General features: G+C 42.8%; 18 protein-coding genes, 1 pseudogene and 1 CRISPR repeat array. Of the genes and pseudogenes, 10 read left to right on the top strand and 9 right to left on the bottom strand.

Annotation, left to right across the window (positions count from 1 at the left end; all coding sequences use genetic code 11):
• Positions 1–51 precede the first annotated feature (51 nt).
• On the top strand, positions 52–606 hold the full coding sequence (locus tag IQE94_RS18085; RefSeq protein ID WP_223343435.1) for a PadR family transcriptional regulator: 555 nt from the start codon (positions 52–54) through the stop codon (positions 604–606).
• 169 nt (positions 607–775) lie between these two features.
• A pseudogene (locus IQE94_RS18080) lies at positions 776–898 on the top strand (hypothetical protein); the annotation flags it as partial.
• Positions 899–954: 56 nt separating this feature from the next.
• Here IQE94_RS18080 and IQE94_RS18075 read toward each other — a convergent pair.
• Genes IQE94_RS18075 through IQE94_RS18060 form a run of 5 tightly spaced genes read right to left on the bottom strand, consistent with a single transcriptional unit; the run spans position 955 to position 4,771 of the window.
• On the bottom strand, positions 955–1,830 hold the full coding sequence (locus tag IQE94_RS18075; protein WP_223343443.1) for a TM1812 family CRISPR-associated protein: 876 nt from the start codon (positions 1,828–1,830) through the stop codon (positions 955–957).
• Positions 1,831–3,141 carry an IS701 family transposase gene (locus IQE94_RS18070; RefSeq protein ID WP_223341782.1) on the bottom strand — a complete coding sequence of 437 codons (1,311 nt, stop codon included), beginning with the start codon at positions 3,139–3,141 and terminating at the stop codon, positions 1,831–1,833.
• Positions 3,142–3,157: 16 nt separating this feature from the next.
• Positions 3,158–3,352, bottom strand: a complete 195-nt coding sequence (locus IQE94_RS18950) for a TM1812 family CRISPR-associated protein (protein WP_370630549.1) — start codon at positions 3,350–3,352, stop codon at positions 3,158–3,160.
• Positions 3,353–3,382: 30 nt separating this feature from the next.
• On the bottom strand, positions 3,383–3,583 hold the full coding sequence (locus IQE94_RS18945) for a TM1812 family CRISPR-associated protein (RefSeq protein ID WP_212722414.1): 201 nt from the start codon (positions 3,581–3,583) through the stop codon (positions 3,383–3,385).
• A gap of 42 nt (positions 3,584–3,625) precedes the next feature.
• Positions 3,626–4,771 (bottom strand): hypothetical protein, encoded by a 1,146-nt coding sequence (locus IQE94_RS18060; protein WP_223343434.1) that lies wholly within the window; start codon positions 4,769–4,771, stop codon positions 3,626–3,628.
• A gap of 131 nt (positions 4,772–4,902) precedes the next feature.
• On the opposite strand from IQE94_RS18060, the gene IQE94_RS18055 reads away from it, so the two are divergent.
• Entirely contained in the window at positions 4,903–5,367 is a 465-nt protein-coding gene (locus IQE94_RS18055) for a hypothetical protein (RefSeq protein ID WP_223343433.1), read from the top strand.
• Positions 5,368–5,760: 393 nt separating this feature from the next.
• Positions 5,761–10,089: direct repeats of the CRISPR family, unit length 36 nt; unit sequence GTTTCCAATCAATTAGTTTCTCCTAGGAATGGAGAG.
• 206 nt (positions 10,090–10,295) lie between these two features.
• Here IQE94_RS18055 and cas2 read toward each other — a convergent pair.
• From cas2 to csx18, 3 genes are read right to left on the bottom strand one after another with little or no spacing between them, the layout of a single operon-like run.
• Positions 10,296–10,574, bottom strand: coding sequence for a CRISPR-associated endonuclease Cas2 (gene cas2 / locus IQE94_RS18050; protein ID WP_212722420.1), 279 nt, complete (start codon positions 10,572–10,574; stop codon positions 10,296–10,298).
• 3 nt (positions 10,575–10,577) lie between these two features.
• Positions 10,578–11,567 (bottom strand): CRISPR-associated endonuclease Cas1, encoded by a 990-nt coding sequence (gene cas1 / locus IQE94_RS18045; protein ID WP_212722422.1) that lies wholly within the window; start codon positions 11,565–11,567, stop codon positions 10,578–10,580.
• Entirely contained in the window at positions 11,564–11,854 is a 291-nt protein-coding gene (csx18, locus tag IQE94_RS18040; RefSeq protein WP_223343432.1) for a CRISPR-associated protein Csx18, read from the bottom strand. Before csx18 ends, cas1 begins: the two co-directional genes overlap by 4 nt.
• Before the next feature lie 198 nt (positions 11,855–12,052).
• Here csx18 and cas10 point away from each other — a divergent pair, with 198 nt between their 5' ends.
• The 3 genes from cas10 to IQE94_RS18025 are packed head-to-tail and all read left to right on the top strand — an operon-like array spanning position 12,053 to position 16,776.
• Positions 12,053–15,088 (top strand): type III-B CRISPR-associated protein Cas10/Cmr2, encoded by a 3,036-nt coding sequence (cas10, locus tag IQE94_RS18035; protein WP_223343431.1) that lies wholly within the window; start codon positions 12,053–12,055, stop codon positions 15,086–15,088.
• A gap of 13 nt (positions 15,089–15,101) precedes the next feature.
• On the top strand, positions 15,102–15,656 hold the full coding sequence (locus IQE94_RS18030; protein ID WP_212722425.1) for a Uma2 family endonuclease: 555 nt from the start codon (positions 15,102–15,104) through the stop codon (positions 15,654–15,656).
• Between the two features lie 13 nt (positions 15,657–15,669).
• A complete protein-coding gene (locus IQE94_RS18025; protein WP_223343430.1) occupies positions 15,670–16,776 on the top strand; it encodes a type III-B CRISPR module-associated protein Cmr3 in 1,107 nt (368 codons plus the stop codon).
• Positions 16,777–16,788: 12 nt separating this feature from the next.
• Here the strand turns inward: IQE94_RS18025 and IQE94_RS18020 are convergent, their stop codons facing one another.
• Positions 16,789–17,199: a clan AA aspartic protease gene (locus IQE94_RS18020; RefSeq protein ID WP_223343429.1), complete on the bottom strand. Its 411-nt coding sequence runs from the start codon at positions 17,197–17,199 to the stop codon at positions 16,789–16,791.
• An 87-nt stretch (positions 17,200–17,286) separates the two neighbouring features.
• On the opposite strand from IQE94_RS18020, the gene cmr4 reads away from it, so the two are divergent.
• The 4 genes from cmr4 (at position 17,287) to IQE94_RS18000 (ending at position 22,023) form a co-directional block, all read left to right on the top strand.
• A complete protein-coding gene (cmr4, locus tag IQE94_RS18015; RefSeq protein WP_223343427.1) occupies positions 17,287–18,099 on the top strand; it encodes a type III-B CRISPR module RAMP protein Cmr4 in 813 nt (270 codons plus the stop codon).
• 38 nt (positions 18,100–18,137) lie between these two features.
• Entirely contained in the window at positions 18,138–18,533 is a 396-nt protein-coding gene (locus IQE94_RS18010; RefSeq protein ID WP_223343425.1) for a hypothetical protein, read from the top strand.
• 18 nt (positions 18,534–18,551) lie between these two features.
• Positions 18,552–20,546 (top strand): RAMP superfamily CRISPR-associated protein, encoded by a 1,995-nt coding sequence (locus IQE94_RS18005; protein WP_223343423.1) that lies wholly within the window; start codon positions 18,552–18,554, stop codon positions 20,544–20,546.
• Between the two features lie 79 nt (positions 20,547–20,625).
• Positions 20,626–22,023, top strand: coding sequence for a hypothetical protein (locus IQE94_RS18000; protein WP_223343421.1), 1,398 nt, complete (start codon positions 20,626–20,628; stop codon positions 22,021–22,023).
• Positions 22,024–22,049: the final 26 nt, after the last annotated feature.

Below are 22,049 nucleotides of genomic sequence, written 5' to 3'. Positions count from 1 at the left end.
ATACTCAACTAATTGGATATGTCAATCGCCCGCTCTGAGTTTTTTATTGCTATGGCCCTTGCCCACACAATCCTGTCGATTTTGATTGAGTTACCCGCCAGCGGTTATGACATCAGTAAGCGTTTTGAAGACGGCATCAGTTGCTTTTGGCAAGCTAGTCAACAACAGATTTATCGGGAACTGGGCAAAATGGAGACGGCGGGTTGGGTGTCTAAGCATACGGTGCCCCAGAAGGGAAAACCCGATAAAAAAATTTATTCGATCACCCCAGAAGGCAAGCAGATTCTATTGCACTGGTGTTTACAGCCCACGGAACCTACGCCGATTCGAGAGGATTTATTAGTCCGAATTATGGATTTTCCCTATGTGGAATCGGGCATTATCCTGGGGGAGATTCAACGACGTAAGCTCTTACACCAACAGCATTTGCAACATTTTCGAGAAAAACAGGCGCATTATTTAGAGCATGGGCAGTTTAAGGACGATCCCCCTTCAGCCCGGGATCGGTACCGCTATCTAACCTTGTTACGGGGAATCCGTTTTGAGGAGAGTTGGGTGGATTGGTGTGATGAAGTGCTTGAGATATTAGGAAAATCAGAAAATTGAATATGGTGTTTATCAACTAGCACTGCTTTCTCATAAGACTGCTAAAGATCCGTATAAACTTCCATATTCTCCTGATATTCTGAGCCGGTCTTCTCGGCGAGATAATCACTTGCTAGTTCATCTTTACGGGTGTCTGTTAGCCCGAGCCTGTAACCTCAAGCTTAAGTAGATGGAGACTTCGGCAGAATTGTCTTACGCCTACTTGAACTGGTGCAATAGTTGGTATATCCATGATGACACCCTGGGGGAAGCCAATACAGCGCTCATCAATTATCACTATTGCCAACCTTTGAGCCAGCTTTGGGGTGGGGGAATGTTATTTTCATCAGACGGGCAACGCTTGAGGGTTCAAAGTTGGGTCAGCAATTTTTGCAGATCAATAAATCGCTCCTTAGCCCTAGATTCAATGTTTCTTACCGAAGCAGGACTTTTGTTCATGCCCACATGGGCAAGATCGTTGCGAAGTTGGGTTATTTGATCCCAGAGTCGGCTGACATCTGCTTGATTGGCTAGGGTGGCAAAAGCTTGATCCAGAGGGGAAGGGCGATCAATAGTTTTTTCTTTCAGGATATTATTGCCGTTGTGCAATGCCCCTTCTGTGGCGGTGCGACAGGCCTTGTCCAGCAGATCCGTTTCTCCCAATTGGAAAGCAACCCAGGACACTAACCATTCTCGCCCCAGGGTTACAGCCTGCAGAATTTGCCCCCGCTCCATGAACCATGCAATCATTTGGAACTGCAAGCGGAGGGATTCCCTCAAATCTTCCCTGTTTTGTTGGGCAAATTGTCCATAGCCAGCAATCACCCGTTCTCGCACTAAATCGAAGGGTTTGGCGTAGTCTGCCATGGTGGCTCCAGCATTGGTTAACGACTTTTGCAGGGAGCTAGAGGCTCGGATTGTTTCATCGGGACGGGCTAGGGCCAAGGCTTGGGAAACTTGTTGGATTTTTTCGGCTACGTTATTGAGTCTGTTTTGGGCTTTTTTAAGACTGAGATCTTGGGCTTGTTCTTCTGGACTCAGAACCGACTCCAGCAAGTGGGACAAGGCCCTACCGTCCCCGGCTTCGGTGAATCTTTCCACCGCCGACATCCAATCCAGTAAACCGAGCATGGGCAGGAGGTCATAGCTAGGACTAGGTTGATTTGTCTTGCTTTTGTCAAAAGCCCCATATACCAAGCCCAATACTTCCACTTGTTTTACCTGGCGTAGCCCTCTTTCATCAATCTAGGCAGAAGAAGAATAGAATGTATTCCATGAATTTAGCAAATACTTTAATCGATCTAGCTTATCAACCTTGTTGTAAAGTTTAGTTAACTCATCCAAAACATGGGCAAATGGAAATACTTTTAACCACTTTTTGATAAGATTTATTGCATTAAATACAGAGATCACTAATCGTAGGTTGTTTAGCCATTTTTTCCACCCTTCTTCTTTATCCCATTTTTCATGCTTTTGATGATACTTTGACGTTGAATTTAGAGTCGGATTAAAATTCTCATCATAAAAACAAATCATACAATATGCACACATCACTAATTCCCACCATTTTTGAATTTGCTCATAATGAGTTACCCTAAAATCTGCCCATCCTAATTCACTTTTGCATTGCTTAAATCCATATTCTATCCATGACCTTACCCCATATATTCTGCCAACTTCTTTATATTTAATATCTGGTATTCGAGTCATTACAAACCATCCTGCTTTTTCCTCCTCTTTTTCTGTTTCTGTTTTAATTTCCCAATATCTTATTGCGTTTTTTTTGCCATAAACTATTTCTCTGATATACCTATCTTCCTGTTTTCCATCCCATCTTATATGTTCAAACCTCCTCCACTTATTTGCCCTTACTTTAGCTTCCTTTGGAAGCCAGACCCCATGATTGCTCCGGATTCCCACTGCATATTCTATTTTTAATTCCTCTACGGCACTGATAAAATTGCTATGGCTTTCTCCATATAAGCTATCTGACACTACTCTTTTTATTTTAAAACCACTTTCTTCTAGTTCTTTTATTATCTCTACTGCTAATTCCGGCTTTGTTTTATACTTATCTCCCTCTTTTAATCTTTCTTTTGGTTTAAATACTTTTGATTCTAGAGGAAACGTTACTCCATTGCAGTAACCATAGGCATTTACTGACACTATACCGCTTTCTATTTTTCCTAAATTTCCAATATATTGTCTTTTTACATAATCTGTTGTTTTCCCTTTTTTGGGGTCTCCTGTTTCATCTATTATTACTATTATTTCTCTTCCTTCTAAAACTTCTAAGATAATATTTAATCTTCTTTTTTCTAATTCTTTTAATTCCCAAGGAGAATCTGTCATGAAATGCAGTAATCCCTGTTCATTTTTCAATCCTAGTGATGATGCTATTGCAGGTAAACTCTTTCTTTTTATATCACTTAATATTCCCACAATGATATATTTAAATGACTCATAAGACCTCACTTCTGGAAATATATCTTTATACAGTTCACTATATGTGTCTACACACTGTACTGTCTTTTTCGCCTCTCTTGTCTTTGTCATTCTCCCTCCGCGCTTTTCAGCCTTTTATCTCCATTTTAATTCCCTCAGTCTGACGGAAGAGGGGTAGATAGCTGACAGCCAGTAGTGCCACCAGGGGAATGGCCCGAAAGCTGTGGGTGATGTCGAAAATTACCCGATCGCCGTTGTGGATATGGTCGGTAATGAGGTCAAAAATTTGCCACATTTCTGGGGGGGATTGGCCCTCGGGCACGTCATGAATAGGGGTGAGTTTAACCCGTTCCTAGAGCCGAGTTTGCATGGTATTCCAGTTACTATGGGCGGCCGCTGTGGGGGTGAGCAGCACTAGCATTTCTTGGGGTGAATAAAAATCCAGCAATGCTTCTTGGAAAAGGGGACTAGGTTTAGCTGACTTGCCGCCATGGGGATGGAGATAGGTGGTTTCTTCATATTTGCCAGTGCCTAAAAAGGTGATCACTTTCATATTTTTTAATAGCGCGGAGGTAAATGGAAAGAAAAAAGTAAATTAAGGATTATCATTGATGGAATGCTGACCATGGCGCCGCAACAATAACTGCCCTGCTTGCATTTGGCAACTAACCCGAATGCCTTGGGTAACTCGAAAATGGTCTATATCCTCCTTGGTTTTAGCATCTTTTTTATTTTTATATTTGTCATATTGTAGCCCACCATCACTTTTTAAAATTGCTACATTGCCCCCACTTTGGCTCAGTAAGTATGAAACTTTAGCTAAGGTTTCTTGCAGTTTCAGACGTTCTTTGCCATGGCGGGTTTGGTTATAATCCTGGCGGAAACTATCTTGATAAACTAGCAACGGAAAAGGCAATAATTCCCCTGTCAATAGTTCTGTTTTAGCCCGGTTCCAGATTAATTCTCCCCAGGTGGTGAGCACTGCTTTATTGTCAATGGTGCTGAACAGAGTTTCAGAAATTCTAGCCATGGCACTGACCGGCAGTTCTGCCCCTGCTTTAAGTTGGGCTAGGGTCAATGCATAGTCTTGCAGTTGGCTGGTGTCCACCTGGATGGGCAAACGGGGAATAGAAATTAGTTCGGCCCCTTTTCCTTCAAAGATGTAGTGGATAGCATCGGCGTAGAACATGCCAATGGTGTTGAGGTAACCCTGCAAGCTTTTGAAGCCTCCCACTAGGTTGAATTGGATGGAGTATTGCTGGCGGTAGGGCTCGATGTGGTCTTCTAACCAAATTAATAGAGTATCTATACCAAGAGAAAAGTCCATAGTGGTGGCGGTGGAGAGGCCCGGCGGGACAAAAATTGCAATGTTGCCAATGCCCTGTTCCCGCAAGAAGTCTGCAATGATTTGGGCTGTGATTTGTCCCTGATAGGTATCGGTGGCAATGAGGTAATGAATGTCTTGGCGACCCTGACTCAGTTGGTTGTCATAAATGCCGTAAATACCGTTCAGTTCTGCGCTTGCTCGACGAATTTCTGCTATTTTTCCGTTGTTTAGTTTGGCGATCGCCCGTTGCTGTAGGGTGGCGATGATGGTTTGAATTTCTGGGCTAATGTCTGTTTGGTTAAGGTTGACGGTGTTGCTTAGTTCTTGGCTCCAATGGGATTGCTGGGGTTGATCCCGTTCAATTTGTTGGGTTAAAAGGCTGGTGCCGACGGTGGAAAGAATAATGCGATGCATAAGCACCTCAGATTTATTTACCTTGCATAATTTTATGCTTTTCCTACCATAGCTAAAAATTTGTTTGCACAATCACATTCTTTGACCATAGAAAGGGTAAACTAACATAAATAGTCCCAGTCGCGGGTTGGGTGTGTCAGCACCGTCGCCCCACTGGGAGTAACCTGCAACAGGTATCTTTTTTGGAAGAACAGCTTGACCTGTTGACCCAAGCACGGCGGCAAGATCGCCCTGATACGAATCCCTTACCCCCAGCGGAATGGGAACGGTTACGGCAGGAAAATGAGCATTTGGTGAAACGGCTGGCTTTTATGCAAGGACGGCGATCGGCTTTGTCTCCGTCGGTGGTGGTGGCAAAAATGACCATACAGCAACGCATTCAGGATTTAACTGTCACCCTATTGACCTATCAAAAACGTCCCAACGGCGATCGGGCCCAGCAAATTTGCCGTCTGCAAGCAACCATTTTTGCTCGTTATGAAGCGGGGGAGTCCCTCAAGGATATTGCCTCGGATTTAGCTCTTTTGTATGACACAGCCAAAAAATATTTGAAACGGACACGGACTTTGTTACGGTTGCCGTCCATGTCGCTGTAACCAAAAATTGGTTTGCGAGCCTCCCCGATTGCGAACTTCTGGGGGGCAATTGTTTAAAAAATCAGCCACAATAATCGGTTCTGAGTAGCAAATATGGAAAAAATTGTTTACAAAACCACTAAACAACAACAAGCAAGTAATTTTTTTTTACTAGCAACAGCAAAAACCAGAAAAACGATTAGAAGCGTTAGAACAAATTCGCCAACAATATCACCAATACAAATACAATGCTGAACCAAGACTTCAAAGAGTTTATAGAATTATTAAACGAAAATCAGGTTAAATATCTAGTTATTGGCGAATATGCTATAGCAGTTCATAAACATCCCAAATATACGAAAGATATTGATATTTGGCTAGAAATGAGCAGGGAAAATGCGGAGAAGGTAATAGATTTCCAATCAATTACCTTCTCCTAGGAATGGAGAGTTAATCGTCCGGTTCATCGACGTTAAACTGAACAGAACATTTCCAATCAATTAGTTTCTCCTAGGAATGGAGAGTAGACAAAAAGACCGAAAAAATTGCAGATGACCTAGTAAATGAAGTTTCCAATCAATTAGTTTCTCCTAGGAATGGAGAGGCCCAAGCCTTTGACTTATTTCCAGAGGAAGGCGGAGTGGCGGTGTTTCCAATCAATTAGTTTCTCCTAGGAATGGAGAGTAGACAAAAAGACCGAAAAAATTGCAGATGACCTAGTAAATGAAGTTTCCAATCAATTAGTTTCTCCTAGGAATGGAGAGGCCCAAGCCTTTGACTTATTTCCAGAGGAAGGCGGAGTGGCGGTGTTTCCAATCAATTAGTTTCTCCTAGGAATGGAGAGTGGAGGACTTTCAAGACAAAGCTAAAGCCATCGTGGCCAGTGCTAGTTTCCAATCAATTAGTTTCTCCTAGGAATGGAGAGCAACGCCCCGAAGCGTTGGTTGACACCAGCAAAGATGAAGAGGGTTTCCAATCAATTAGTTTCTCCTAGGAATGGAGAGAAGAATAATTAAACATGGTTATGCTCATAAAAAAGTGGGTATGGTTTCCAATCAATTAGTTTCTCCTAGGAATGGAGAGTAATCAGGGTAGATTTTATCACCCCATATTCACCATGTTTCCAATCAATTAGTTTCTCCTAGGAATGGAGAGTCGTTTTGTATGGGAGGGACATCTACCTATCGCCAACGGGTTTCCAATCAATTAGTTTCTCCTAGGAATGGAGAGTCGTTTTGTATGGGAGGGACATCTACCTATCGCCAACGGGTTTCCAATCAATTAGTTTCTCCTAGGAATGGAGAGCTAGATGGAAATGTAATTTTCTGGCAGAATGCTATCGGGTTTCCAATCAATTAGTTTCTCCTAGGAATGGAGAGCTAAACAACAAATTGCCGACGCCCTTAAATCTCTTAAGTTTCCAATCAATTAGTTTCTCCTAGGAATGGAGAGCAAGTAGTCCACCTAACAAACATTTTAACAAAGGTAATCAAAGTTTCCAATCAATTAGTTTCTCCTAGGAATGGAGAGCAAGTAGTCCACCTAACAAACATTTTAACAAAGGTAATCAAAGTTTCCAATCAATTAGTTTCTCCTAGGAATGGAGAGCAAGTAGTCCACCTAACAAACATTTTAACAAAGGTAATCAAAGTTTCCAATCAATTAGTTTCTCCTAGGAATGGAGAGTTGTAGTATTGGGTGACTTTCTCAATGATCCTAAAATTGAGTTTCCAATCAATTAGTTTCTCCTAGGAATGGAGAGAAATGGCATTATCAATAATTTGAGCCGTCGCCTGATTCTTTAAGTTTCCAATCAATTAGTTTCTCCTAGGAATGGAGAGTTGTTGGAGTAGGGAGTAATTTGTGGCAAGCTGCTGATAAGTGTTTCCAATCAATTAGTTTCTCCTAGGAATGGAGAGTCGTTTTGTATGGGAGGGACATCTACCTATCGCCAACGGGTTTCCAATCAATTAGTTTCTCCTAGGAATGGAGAGTCGTTTTGTATGGGAGGGACATCTACCTATCGCCAACGGGTTTCCAATCAATTAGTTTCTCCTAGGAATGGAGAGCAAGTAGTCCACCTAACAAACATTTTAACAAAGGTAATCAAAGTTTCCAATCAATTAGTTTCTCCTAGGAATGGAGAGCAAGTAGTCCACCTAACAAACATTTTAACAAAGGTAATCAAAGTTTCCAATCAATTAGTTTCTCCTAGGAATGGAGAGTTGTAGTATTGGGTGACTTTCTCAATGATCCTAAAATTGAGTTTCCAATCAATTAGTTTCTCCTAGGAATGGAGAGAAATGGCATTATCAATAATTTGAGCCGTCGCCTGATTCTTTAAGTTTCCAATCAATTAGTTTCTCCTAGGAATGGAGAGTTGTTGGAGTAGGGAGTAATTTGTGGCAAGCTGCTGATAAGTGTTTCCAATCAATTAGTTTCTCCTAGGAATGGAGAGTGGGGGAGGGGAAGCCATGAATCACCAATATGCTGATTACGTTTCCAATCAATTAGTTTCTCCTAGGAATGGAGAGTATCTATTGTGAATCCTGCTGAATGATAACAAGGTCCGCCTAGTTTCCAATCAATTAGTTTCTCCTAGGAATGGAGAGTGAACTTAATGATTATGCCTGCTACGAAGAAGAACAGCTTAGTTTCCAATCAATTAGTTTCTCCTAGGAATGGAGAGTAACGTCAAAGCGCCCGTGGGCGTAGACAGTAGCAAGATAACTGGTTTCCAATCAATTAGTTTCTCCTAGGAATGGAGAGAGATGGGGACGTTACGCTCGCTGTCATCAGCATCGAAGAGTTTCCAATCAATTAGTTTCTCCTAGGAATGGAGAGAAATTAATGAGGTAATCCCGTGTCTAGCTCCAAAGTATTCCTAGTTTCCAATCAATTAGTTTCTCCTAGGAATGGAGAGAGATGGGGACGTTACGCTCGCTGTCATCAGCATCGAAGAGTTTCCAATCAATTAGTTTCTCCTAGGAATGGAGAGAAATTAATGAGGTAATCCCGTGTCTAGCTCCAAAGTATTCCTAGTTTCCAATCAATTAGTTTCTCCTAGGAATGGAGAGAGATGGGGACGTTACGCTCGCTGTCATCAGCATCGAAGAGTTTCCAATCAATTAGTTTCTCCTAGGAATGGAGAGAAATTAATGAGGTAATCCCGTGTCTAGCTCCAAAGTATTCCTAGTTTCCAATCAATTAGTTTCTCCTAGGAATGGAGAGGGGTATTGCAAGGAAGGTTTGGGGGCCATAGGGCATGTGTTTCCAATCAATTAGTTTCTCCTAGGAATGGAGAGGGGTATTGCAAGGAAGGTTTGGGGGCCATAGGGCATGTGTTTCCAATCAATTAGTTTCTCCTAGGAATGGAGAGCAGTTTATTAGTACCTTTTGTCAAACGTACCAAAGATGTTTCCAATCAATTAGTTTCTCCTAGGAATGGAGAGGTTAATTTCATCCAAGTGGAATAGTTTTAGCGCGCGCTCTTTGTTTCCAATCAATTAGTTTCTCCTAGGAATGGAGAGATTATCCATCCACAGTCAGGCCATAGAGAACCTGAGCTGTTTCCAATCAATTAGTTTCTCCTAGGAATGGAGAGCTAAAGCTGTCAGCCCGCCACAGCCGGAACCTGACGTTTCCAATCAATTAGTTTCTCCTAGGAATGGAGAGATCGATCCCACTCCCGTAGCCACTGGTAAATTGGGGGGAAGTTTCCAATCAATTAGTTTCTCCTAGGAATGGAGAGCGGTAAAGGTGAAATAACCGCTTGGTCATTAGCTTAATTGCGTTTCCAATCAATTAGTTTCTCCTAGGAATGGAGAGGCTCGAAAGAGAAAGCCAAAAAACCTACCGCAGATCACAGTTTCCAATCAATTAGTTTCTCCTAGGAATGGAGAGCGAGAAAGGCATTTGAATGGCTATAAGCTAGTGTAGTTTCCAATCAATTAGTTTCTCCTAGGAATGGAGAGTCGCCTACACAAAATTGGTTGAGCAGATCAAGGCGATCGAGCAGTTTCCAATCAATTAGTTTCTCCTAGGAATGGAGAGTAATAGGGAAGATGCTAGATATAGACACTGAAAGCCCGAATTGGGGTTTCCAATCAATTAGTTTCTCCTAGGAATGGAGAGTAATAGGGAAGATGCTAGATATAGACACTGAAAGCCCGAATTGGGGTTTCCAATCAATTAGTTTCTCCTAGGAATGGAGAGGAATAAAACTCAGCCTACCTTGGTTGAGCGTCTGATAGCAGCCAGTTTCCAATCAATTAGTTTCTCCTAGGAATGGAGAGCGTGAAGCGCTTGACTTCCTTTGGACGGCGGGTATATGTTTCCAATCAATTAGTTTCTCCTAGGAATGGAGAGTTCGGTCGTCAACCCAAATCCGCTGCTGATATCTACGCTGAGTTTCCAATCAATTAGTTTCTCCTAGGAATGGAGAGCATAAGGGCGGCGCTAATGCCCAAACCTTACGTCTGGTTTCCAATCAATTAGTTTCTCCTAGGAATGGAGAGGTGGTAGCGGCTTCATAGAGCACCACATCATAGATGGTTTCCAATCAATTAGTTTCTCCTAGGAATGGAGAGCAAGTACTACCTTAGTATTAGGTTTATATAAGAGGAATCTCTCGTTTCCAATCAATTAGTTTCTCCTAGGAATGGAGAGCTGAGGCCAAAGCGGTCATGTTCCGTCAGAGTAAGGTAGGTTTCCAATCAATTAGTTTCTCCTAGGAATGGAGAGTGACCCCATTTTAAACCCTTATGGAATAGGGCATCCAATGCCCATTTGCGAGGCTCAGCAAAAATTGACCGTAATTGGGAAATTCCAAGGGGAAAATAAGAGCTGAAAGCCTTACACAGCGAGCTATCGAGGCTCCTAACGAGAAATGGACATTACAGCGATTTTCCATCAGCCTCGCAATAGTACATCAATGATCATCATAGACTTTAAACAATGACTGATCCAGGAGCCTCAGTTAACGGCGGTTCCCCCCAGACATCCACTTGGGTTAGGGTATGCCGAGATAAAGGGTAAAAGCGTAAACTATCTTCCTCCGATTGGTAAATTTTGCGGAGACGGTTTTGTAATTCCTGGAGCTTAGACTTAGACAGCGTACATTCAAAAACGGAATATTGCACCCTTTGGCCATAGCCCTCCAACAAATCAGCTACTTTTTTGCGACGGCGATCATCAGGAATATCGTAGGTAATGACATAGAAAAGCATCAATTAACGAATTAAAAAAGGAGAATAACTATCCACAGGAGAATAAATAAAAGCCTTGTATTTTTTTACCTGTTCCACCAAACAGTGCCAGCGGGGAAAATCACCCTGGTCAAAAGATAAAACTTCTTCCATTCTGCCGACAAAAGCCCCCAACCACTTTTTACGGCCGGAAGTATTAAGAAAACAACCTCCGTTTTTAAAAACAAAATCTTCCTCAGCATCAATTAAACGGCGATTAATCATGTATAAAACCAAAGAATCCACAATAGGAACACGAAATTCCTCAATTAGATCTGAAGCTAACGCAGCATGCCGTTCCGAACCTTGATGTAAACAAGCCTGGTAGGGATCTAGCCCCTGCAACTCAATTAAAGTTAGTAAATGATTCCAGAGCACCTGATAGCCAAAACTAAGCATGGCATTAACAGGATTACCGGGGGGACGACGGGAACGACCAAAAAAGATAAAGTTAGAATTTTCAATGCAATCTGCCCAAGCTTGGAAATACAGATTAGCCGCTGTGCCTTCATAGCCTAATAATTGCTGCAAGTGTTCTGCCTTAGTGGCCAATTCCACAAAATGCTTTAGTCCATCGATCGCCAACTGGAGAGAAGGAGTGGGGTGCTTGCGATGCTGACGTTGCAGAAAAACCCGACCATTTTTAACCTTAGCCGCCACAATAGTACGGGCAGTGATCAACAGTTGTTCCCGACCAAGTTCCTGTTGATAGCGACTGAGATGACGATAACCCCGTTCAATGGCGATGATGCGGCCATAACAAAAGCCCATGCGGGAAAGATAAAGGATGGGAATATTACGACTAAGGCAAGCATGGATGGCCTGGGTGGTGACCTGGGCCTTACCAAAAATCAATACCTGTTCCAAAAAAGGCAGTTGCACTTCCGCCAGAGTCTGACCCTGACGTTTCACCAAAAGAAACTCCTTTTTCAGGCAAACATAACAATCAGACTGGGAAACATAGAGAGTTTTCACCAACGGTCCGGCCTTTGGGTAGGTTGATGGGAAGTCTGAGGCGCAATGTCAGCATTACGGTTAGCACTAGTAGGTAAGCCATGGGGATTGGCGTCCCGGAGTAGCCAGCGCACCGCAGTATCACCGAAAATACTAAGAAAGAAAGTTGAACAAGCCACCAATAGAGTATTGATGATGACCGCGGCCAAACCCAAAGGGGCAATGAGCAAAATCACCAAAGTAATTAGACCATTGGCAATAGCCAAGACGAGATTACGGGCAAACAGAAGCCGGGAAGGAGAATACATGGCAGCAATATTGGCGAGGAAAGTTGCCGAAATTCTAACCTCCCTGCTTCCATAATAGTATGAAGTTTTTTAAAGACAAGTATTAAGAAAAGCTAAAAATCGTTCTTTTTTCTGGGAAGTCCGCTAGGCTAACGGAATCAAAGTTGTTTAATCACTTTGAACTGACTGTGCAACCTACCACCACAAGGAAATCGGCCCGTGTCTGAAGTCTATTGGCAAGCAAAAATTTGGGGGTTACTCCATGATCCAGCATTGAAAGCTTTGCATAATAACTCCAGTGGCCGTGGTGAGAATAGCTTTTGGCAAACTTTGTCTGTTATGCAAAATTGGGTTGAAAATGGGTTCGACCCCGAAACTAGCAGCAAAACAATTTTTAAACAGATAAAAGCGGCAGATTTTATTGCATCAGCCAGTGACCGAGGGGCGATCGGAGCAATCCCAACTGCCGTTAACTATGACAAGCAGGGATTAGAACTGAGTCATTTATTATCCGGACAAAAACACTATTTAAAGCTTGGAGCATCAACGCATCAACAACTACTCGACAATCGCCGAAATTTTCTAGCTCAAAAAGAACAAATGTTGGCTAGTTTATTGCCCACCTCGATTGAAGATGATCCTAAAAAAGTGTTCTGGTGGCTATGGCGTTGTTTGCCCGAAGCCACTTGTCAGCTTTTTGGGGATGAAACGTTACATCTTATGCCAGCGGAAACCCGCTTTCCCGATAGTTCTATCTGGAGCCATGCCAGCATGACCGCTGCATTAGCCGGGGCACTGACTGGCTATGATTTAACCTTAGAGAATTTACAGAAAAATTGGTCGGGGGAAAAACCCCATGCCTATCTGGCGGTATTTACCTTTAGCCCTGTGCAAGAACTGATTAAAGCAAGCCGTAAGATAAAAGACTTTTGGGCTGGATCTTGGGTTTTACATTATCTATCCGCCAAGGTCTGTTGGGAATTGGCCCAGCAATATGGCCCCGATTGTTTCCTCTATCCCAGTCTTTATGGTCAACCGCTCATTGATCACTGGTTACTAGAAAAATATGCTGATTATGGGTTCGATCAGTGGATTGATAAACCCGGCGATCGCCAATTATTGACGGCGGGGTTTCCTAATGTGATCATGCTGGTGTTACCAAAAGAGAAGGTTGCGGCGGCCATGCAATCGGCTAAAAATTATTTACTGAGTGCTTGGCGCGATATTGCCCAGCAAGTATTTGAGGAACTTCAAGATAATCGATACTGGCAAAAAGACTTAAATCCGAACGATCCGACTTGGAAGCATTGGCTAGATGCCCAGTGGCAGACCTATTGGAGTGCCATGGCGATCGGGGCAGAGGGAGAAGCCCTAAAAAGTGGGGCAATGATCCAGAAAGAAGGAACTAAAGATATTGCAGAAAAGGAAAAAAGCTTAGAAGAGTGGATTCAACTGCAAAATAAAGCATTCCAATCCCAGCCAGCCCTCTTTTCCGAGGAAGAACAAGCATTTCAGACGGCTGCTGCTCAAAAACGTCTCAATAATCAAGGGCGTCTGTTTAGCGTCAATGTGGGCTCCTGGTGGGCGGATATTTTTGGTCAAACCCGCTTTGCCTTAAACGCCATTAAAAATGCCCGCAATTGGAAATTACCCACCGCTTTTGGCCCCCGGTCAACCATTTCTGGCATGGGACCAGTGGTGCATCCCCAATCCTCCCAGCATCAAAGGGATTGGGTCACAGAAGGAGAAACCCAAAACTATTGGCAACGTCAAGCCGGTTTATTTGACGGCAGTGAACAATTGAATGCTACGGAAACCGTTAAACGAGGCTTGGAAAAAGTTTTAGCCAAAATACTCAATCTTAAAAATGAGGAGGAGGAAATACTCAAGATTATTGCCGCTTCCTATCCTGATTTAACCTCTGGCGTTGCAGGTTATCTTCACACAGGCAACGATCTTGATCGTCAACAATTTGATCAGGCTTGTCAAACGATCCTAGATGAGTTTCCCTGGGCGGCAGATGTAATTAAGGGTATGAAAACCAAGTGGGGAATTCCAGTAATGGACAAAAAGCCCCAAAAATATCATCCCCGGTTATTGAATGCAGGTTGGCTTGTGGAAGATGTAGAAACGAAGGAATTACAGCAACTTCAAGACGAATTAAAAAAAGCGAAACAGGCCCAAGATAATCAAGAAATCACACAAATACAGAAAAAAATTAGCCAGATTAAAATTCAATATCGACAGGATTTACAGAGTTGTCTTGATCGATTGTTTCCGAAAAATAACCCAGCAAGTTGGTATCTCTTGGCCGCCGGGGACGGAGATGGGATGAGTGAATGGTTGAAGGGGAGCAAGATGAAACCCTACGCCGATTACTTCCCCCAGGCCCTAACCGTGCCGGAAGATTTACAAGCTACTTTTCAACCGTTCAGTACGAAACCGAAGCGCATGGGGCCCGCCACCCACAATGCCCTCAGTCGAGCGTTACTGGATTTTTCCAACCAATTAGCCCCCTACTTAACCGAAAAACGTTATGCCGGACGGTTAATTTATAGCGGTGGAGATGATGTGCTGGCCTACACCAATCTCTGGGAATGGGATAGTTGGCTCTGGGATATTCGTCAGGCTTTTCGGGGTGCTGAGGATGAGCAAGGGGAATTCGATAACACGGGTCACTATTGGCGCTTAAAAGACCCCTATGAAGGCTTTCCCAAACGACCCCTCTTTACCATGGGTAATGAAGCCACCATTAGTTTTGGCATTGTCATGGCGCACCATTCCGTTCCTCTGGCGATCGCCCTAGAAAATCTCTGGGAGGCAGAAGAAGGCGCAAAGGAGCATGAATATGACCTTGATGGTAAACCTGAAGGCAAAGATGCTGTGCAAGTCCGGGTACTTTATGGCAATGGCAATGTCCTTAAAGCCACCTGTAAGTTTGAGACATTCCAACAATGGCAAGCCTTAGTCAACATTGAAAAACTAGACGCCTCCACCTACGAAACAGCAGCCACCCTATTAGAACAACATCCCATTCCTGTTGATGACGCAATTTCACCATGGGTCAATGCGTTTGTAGAACGGCGCAGTAACCTCACTGACAACGAGAAGACAGCCCTACGGTCTCGTTTAGCATGTTTTCTCATCAAACTATGGCAAACCACTAATCACACCAAGGATAATGAATGGGAAAAAGAAGCTAAGAACTGGCTCAAAGTCGCTGCTTTTGTCAAACGAAATCGTCAAATTGTCTAGGGGGAAAAAGACCATGCAACTATTAACCAGAAAATTTACCGTTGAACAATATCACCAAATGGCAGAGCAGGGAATTTTAGATCATCAAGAGCATCTTGAATTAATTCAAGGAGAAATCATCACCATGTCTCCAATAGGCTTTCGTCATGCTTTTGTGACCACCTATTTATCTAATTGGTTTGCCCGTCAGTTAGGACAAAAAACTATTGTCTACAGCCAAAACCCAATTCAACTTAACAACAAGTCTCAACCACAACCTGATGTAGCTTTGCTGAAACCCGTTGATGATTTTTACGATTATCGTCTACCTGGTGCAGAGGATATTTTATTGCTTATTGAAGTGGCAGATTCCAGTCTCACTTATGACCAAACCATTAAAGTACCCCTCTATGCTCAGCATCAAATTCCAGAAGTTTGGCTAATTGATTTAACCCAAAATATCTTGCAATGCTATCTTGAGCCAGAACACAATAGCTATAAAAACCAAAGACAATTTTCCCCTAACCAAAGTCTTTTTCCAAAGGCATTTCCTGAATTAGAACTAACCTTAAATCGTATTTTCACTTAATCCTCAATTCACAATGTATTGGTATAAAGTCAATCCCCTTGACATTCTTCTCTTGCGAGATGCTAAACCCTTTACCCCCGGTGAACGGGCCTGGGCTGGTAGTATTTTTCCGCCTAATGGTCACACCTTAGCTGGCGCCATTCGGAGTTTATTGCCCAAAGACCAAACCGTTACGCTAACTGGGCCATTATTATGCCGAGAACAGATTCTCTACTTTCCTCGCCCTCTGGGTTTTGTGGGCAAAAATCCCTTACTGCCTTTAAAGTGGCATCCCCCAGATAGTCCCCTCAAAAATCAAATGCTGTGGGATAAAACCCAGCCAGCCCCCTTAGCACCCCTAAAACCCGTTTCATTAGCGGACAAAAAGCGGGAAGAAAAGCGATTTCGTTCCTGGCTACCGACTGAGGTGATGGGCAAGTATTTGGCACAGGGCCAGATTGAGGAAGAAGATTGGCAACGACCAGATGAAGAACCGGAAAAACCTTGGGTCACAGAAAGTCGTCCCCATAATTCTATTGAGGCAGGAACCCGTCAAGTCAAGGACAGCGATGGTTACTTTGTCGAGAATGGTATTCGCTTGCACAAAGATTGGTCGTTGGCGATCGCCGTTGATCGAGCCACCCATCAGCAGTTACAAGCCTTACCCCAACCCCTTTCAATGAGACTCGGCGGCGAAGGCCATCGGGTGACCCTCACCTATGAGCCGGCCCTAGATCGGCAATGGCAAACCCTGGAAGCATTGTCCGAGCAAAACAGTAAACAGCAGAAAACGGCGATCGCCTACCTGATGACCCCCGGCATTTTTGAACGAGGACAACAGGGAGTTGCTACCTGTCGCCCCTATCCCTGGGAATGGAAGTTAACCCATAACAACGGCCCCTTTATTTCCATGGCCACTGACCGCGCCGTTCCCATCAGTCCCCGTATCCGAGACCGCAAACGCCATCACGGTAGCAGTATTCCTGGGCCCCAAGTTTTTGCCGCCCCACCGGGAACGCTTTATTACCTTACCCACCCCCAAGGTTTATTCGCCGACCAGGACAATGCTCCCAAACATCTCAAACAAACCCGACAGTTAGGATATTCCCAACTGTTATGGGTAAACGTTAGAGAGGTTTAATTAATGAATGGTCTATTTCTTCTTCGTAATTTGCTCATTAATTGCCTTGGCGATCGAGGTGGCAATATTAGGACTATTGGGATTAACCGACAATCGTCTTTCGCTGGGAATTACAATCAAATTCATATCTTCCATGGGGATAGCTCCTAGCAAAACTTGATCTCCCATAACTAATGCTCCTGCAAAACCAATACGATTTTCAAATTTGATTTTAATCGGGCCAACGTAAGGAACTAGGCAATGACTACCATCTGCAAGTGTTACTTCTTTTTGATCGACTGTTTCCAACTGTAATTGAATTTGGACATGCTCTGGAATACATAAATGTACTGCCCCTGAGTCTACCAAAGCGTTAACGGTTAAAGCTTGTAACTGATGTTGACTAGGATTACTGAGTTGAATATCGGCAAACACTAAGCTCATGGGTAATTTCTCCGCTAACATTTGCTTTCATAATACTGCTCTGACAGAGCAACTAATTGATTGGCTATTCTCTTATAGTGAATTTCCATGAATATTCAGCACCTCTATCTTCTCGCTCCCCTGCATACTGGCGGCACAACTCAAGAAGGAAATTTACTCGGTATTGCCCGTGAATCCCACACCAATTACCCTTACATTCCTTCGAGTAGCATCAGGGGTAAAATTCGCTCTTTAGCAACGAATCCTGTCACAAAAATTGACTTATTCGGGCCAGAACTAAACTCCCCAGAAAGTAAAGAATATGAAGCCGAAACAGGTAAAAAGATTGATCAATTAAGTCAAGGCAGTATTTGGATTGGTGATGGCTCTTTGTTGTGGATTCCCATTCCCTCCCTCAGCCATGGGGTGATTTGGATTAGTTGTCCCTTATTGCTCAATCGTTATGCTCGGGTGGCTAACGTTACTCCCCAAACGCCTATCGCCCCTTACCTCTGTAATTTTCAGCAGGCCAACGAGAAAGTTTATTTAAAAGATGCCATTTTTGAGCCATCTGATTTAACCCAATGGCAACACTGGCAACAATTTATCCCGACTCAACTCAATGCGGCGATCGAACGAGTTTTAGTCTTACCGGATCAACACTGTGCCACAGTGATTCAAATGGGACTCTGGCGACAGGTAAAAATCAAGCTGGATCAGCATAAAACCGTTGATGGGGGCTTTCGCTATGAAGAGGCCATTCCCCCCGATACCTTAATGTATTTTCCTTGGGGGACGACTTCCCAAACAAGCAATACCACTCAAGCGGAAACAGATTTTAAGGCACTACTCACTCAGGACAGCATCATCCAAATTGGTGGACAAGAAAGCTTAGGACGGGGTTTTGTTGAGTGTTTCTAGGATTGCTTTGAATTGTCGTTCATTATTAGGAAAAAACTATGCCTGACTTTGACCCTCGTACCCTCAATAGACAAGCCTTTCAATCTCTCCAAGCTCTCCGACATCAAGCAGGGCAAGATAATGCTCGTTTAAAAGAGCAAAAAAACCAAGCCATGGAGCTTTATACCTATTTGTCCACCTGGGGATTAATGCGCTTAAAAGCAGAAGAAGTTGCCCTAAGTCAGGAAGGCAAAAAGCAAGTTGTCCAAAGTTTCTTTGCAAATTTAGCGACCCTCTCTGGTCGGAACAATTTAACTGGCCCCCAAGGATTAAATACCCTAGTTGGACTCTCTGCGAATGAATACTTAGGATTAACTGGATTAGGTATTGAATTGGCGAATGAATTTGGCTTTTGGGCCAATGCCGTTTATCACGATATCACTGGTGCACAGTAATTTTTAAGGTAATGAACAATGGCTAACACTCCCCGGCAACCAAACCGCCCAACCCCTGCACCGATTCGCCGTCAAGATCGTGCACAAGCTCCCAATCCTCCCAACAATCAACAACAACCTCGGCCGCCCCGACAAAATGGTGGAGGAAGAAGAGATGGCAATGGTGGAAATCATGGTGGCAACGGTGGAGGCGGAAATAATAATCAACAACCTTCCCCTTGGTTAAATCCCAATAATCAACCAATACCAAGTAGAAATGCCTCTTTTGTCGAATATCTACGCTGGATGCGTCCAGCCGACCATCAATATAAAGACGCAACCAAAGTCCAAATCCTTCAAATGGCAATGGACAATGCCAAATATTATGACGATCGCCTAAAAATTTGTAATAAACGCACCCAGGCGATCGCCGGAGAAAAGAATACATTTCAAGTGACTTGTCCCTGGCGGATTCGTGTCGGCGGACACAGGGGGCCAAAAAGCATCTTACTACCGGCCTTTGATTCGTTAGGAATGCCGTATATTCCTTCCGCAACCTTGCGGGGAGTCGCGCGAACTCAGGCAATCCGTGAGGTGATGCAAAGCACAGACAAGAACTGGAAAGATGCCGAAAAAGACCCCTTAATTGTCAAACATTTTGGAGCTTTAGATGCGGATAAAGCAGATCAAGCAGGCAAAATCGTATTTTTAGATGCTTATCCCACTTCTGGGAAATGCCTGACAGTGGACATGGCAAACAATATTTGGGGCTGGGAAGGCAATCATCTTAACTATTCCCCCAATCCCAATCCGTTTCTATCGTTGAAAGAACCCAATTTTTTAATTGGGTTACGCTTAATTTCTAACTACTCTGACCCGCAAATCCTAACGCAAGTGAAACAATGGTTGATTACGGGTTTAGCAGCAGGGGCTGGTTCTCAAATCAATACGGGTTATGGACAGCTATTGGAAAATCCCAAGCAATCACCAAATAAACCCTTTTTAGAAGTCGAATTTGCGTTAGAAGGTCAACTCATTCATGGTTATCAGAAATTTCCAAATGTTAATCGACCTTTTAAGACAGATAAAAAAGGTAATTTAAGGGCTGATACCGTACCTCAAAAAGAAGTTCGACCAACAGCCTTTAAGTCGATGCTACGATACTGGTTTCGGATATTTGTATTTGGCTTAATGTCTCAAAAAAACACCAAAACACTAGAAGCAAAAATTTTTGGGAGTTTAGATCCTCAATCTGTGGGATTTATTAAAGTTAGTATTTTTGAAAAAGAACCTGCGTCTGAAGATGAACAATGTGGAATTTTACGTCTCTTTTTTACTTCTGAGATTCATGAGGATCAAAAAAATAATCTACAAGAGCTTTTCAATAACCTAACTTGGTTAATGTTTTATCTTGGTGGAATTGGTCAAGGAGCACGACGCCCTTGTTACAATCGCCAAGGCAATCCAAAAATACGAGATTCATCTTTCTTTGTAGAAAGTCCTGATGAGTTTAGTGTGGTTCCAGGTAATGCTAATAAGTTCGCAGCAAAAATGTCTGAAAAAATTAATCAATTAATTAATAGCATTAATTCACTAAAAGCTAACTTTAATCTTTCTGAAATCGCCAATACCACTCACCTGTCTAATCATCAATGGTTAGAATGTGCAGATTCAAATTGCCAAATTTTTATTGTCCCTAACTCTAATAAAGATGGAAATAAATCCTATGCACTGAGTCAATTAAATCAAAAGTTTCATCAATTAGATGATGAAATCAGCTCTCTCAAAAAGGAAAAAAAATACAATGAATCTAAACAAATCTATTCTGAATTAAAAAATTTATGTGGTGGAGTTCAAACTGATAAAATCACTATAAATGGACAAGAGAAGGAACGAAAAGTTATTCCTTCTCCCATCTGGATTCGTAGTTTAGGTCGCTATGATGTAGTTACTGTCTTCGGCGCAACTGCTTCCCCTCGGTCAGATTATTTACAGTCTCTGAAAGGGGCAATCCAAGTTTTTCCCTTGAGCTAAACCCATGAAGAATATTTTCGTTGCCACCATCGGCACCCGCGACTTGATGTTTCAGGTTTCTTCTGGGGAATGGTTTAACTTGGGGGATGATCAAATGCGTGACGACATCATCTCTGAACAGAGTGAAGTGGTCAGCGATTTAGAACTACCAGATTTAACCAATCACCGGGATTTAACCCAATATTTGTTGCAGTCTGGAGATCAATATGTTGCTAAAATTAGGCCGGTTATCCTTGGTAAGATTTTTGAAGAAAAGTCGCAAAACTTGGAAAAAGTCTATTTGATTGGGACAGATCAAGATAAAACGGTCAAAGAACGTGGTAAAGACACAATTTATTCTGCTCAATTAATTGAACGGTGGTTGCAATCCAACTATCCAACTATCAAGACCGAAGTAATTCCCTTGGGACAAGCAGGGGAGAACCCCAGTGACTTTGAAGCCATGTTTCGCTGGTGGCTCACAGTTTGGCAAACTAAAATTAAACCTAATCCTGGTCAAAAATTATGGGTTTGCTTGAAAGGTGGGGTAGGACAAGCCTCAGAAGCATCCCGGATTTCTGGCTTAAATCTATACGGCGAACAAATTCAATTCTTTGAAATTAATCGCACTCCCAAGGAAAACCGTCAGGGAATACCATCAGGCTATACAGGCCCATTTTTAGGAACCAATTATTTATGGTCAGGGGTGCAGAAACAAGCCTTAGAATTATTGAAAAATCATAATTATTTAGCCGTCAAGACTCTTCTCAACCCCTATTTTGAGCAAACCCCAGAACAATGGCAAAAAGCCCAACAGCTTCTTAATGGAGCGATCGCCTGGAACCAAGGTCGCTTTGATCAATTCTATCAACAGGTTCAGGGCTATTTAGATCAATCCCAAAGGCAACAGAAAGCTCAATATTGGTGGCAAGCTTATGAACAAGCCTATATTGCTGTCATCCGCCTTGAACAGAATAATACCACTGAGGCTATGCTCCACAGCTTTCGGGCAATCGAGGGTCTAATTGATTTATGGATTCGACAAAACTTTAGAAACCATCTTGCAAATCAGAATAGTCAAAGTGAATTTCTAGAGCTAAAATCTAGTGTTTTAGGAAAATATCCAGCTTTAAAGACCTATTTTGATAGATATGGCAAAGAGAATAAGAATAGCCTTCAGGTCAGAGGTGAAATCCAATCTGCGCTCATTAAGCTATTAATTCCAGAAGCAAAGCAGGATAAAGGCTTTTCTGCTTGGGATAGTAAAAAAGCTAGATATATTCGGAATGATTTATCCCATAATTTAGGGGGCATTTCAGAGAAAGATTTATACAATGCCTGGGGACAAGAGATTAATCAGCCAGATCAATGGCAAGACCGAATTTTACAGTGTCTTAATTTAATTACAGGAGAACACTTTGCCACATTTAACAATGCTAGCTTTTTTCCCTGGATTCATCATGCGTTGAAAGCAGAAGTTAAAAATTATCAAATCTAATACATTGCAATAAGTCTCGTTCTTTG

The organism is Synechocystis sp. PCC 7339 (assembly GCF_019924095.1).
GTDB lineage: Bacteria > Cyanobacteriota > Cyanobacteriia > Cyanobacteriales > Microcystaceae > Synechocystis.
This window is presented reverse-complemented; position numbering and strand designations above follow the sequence as displayed.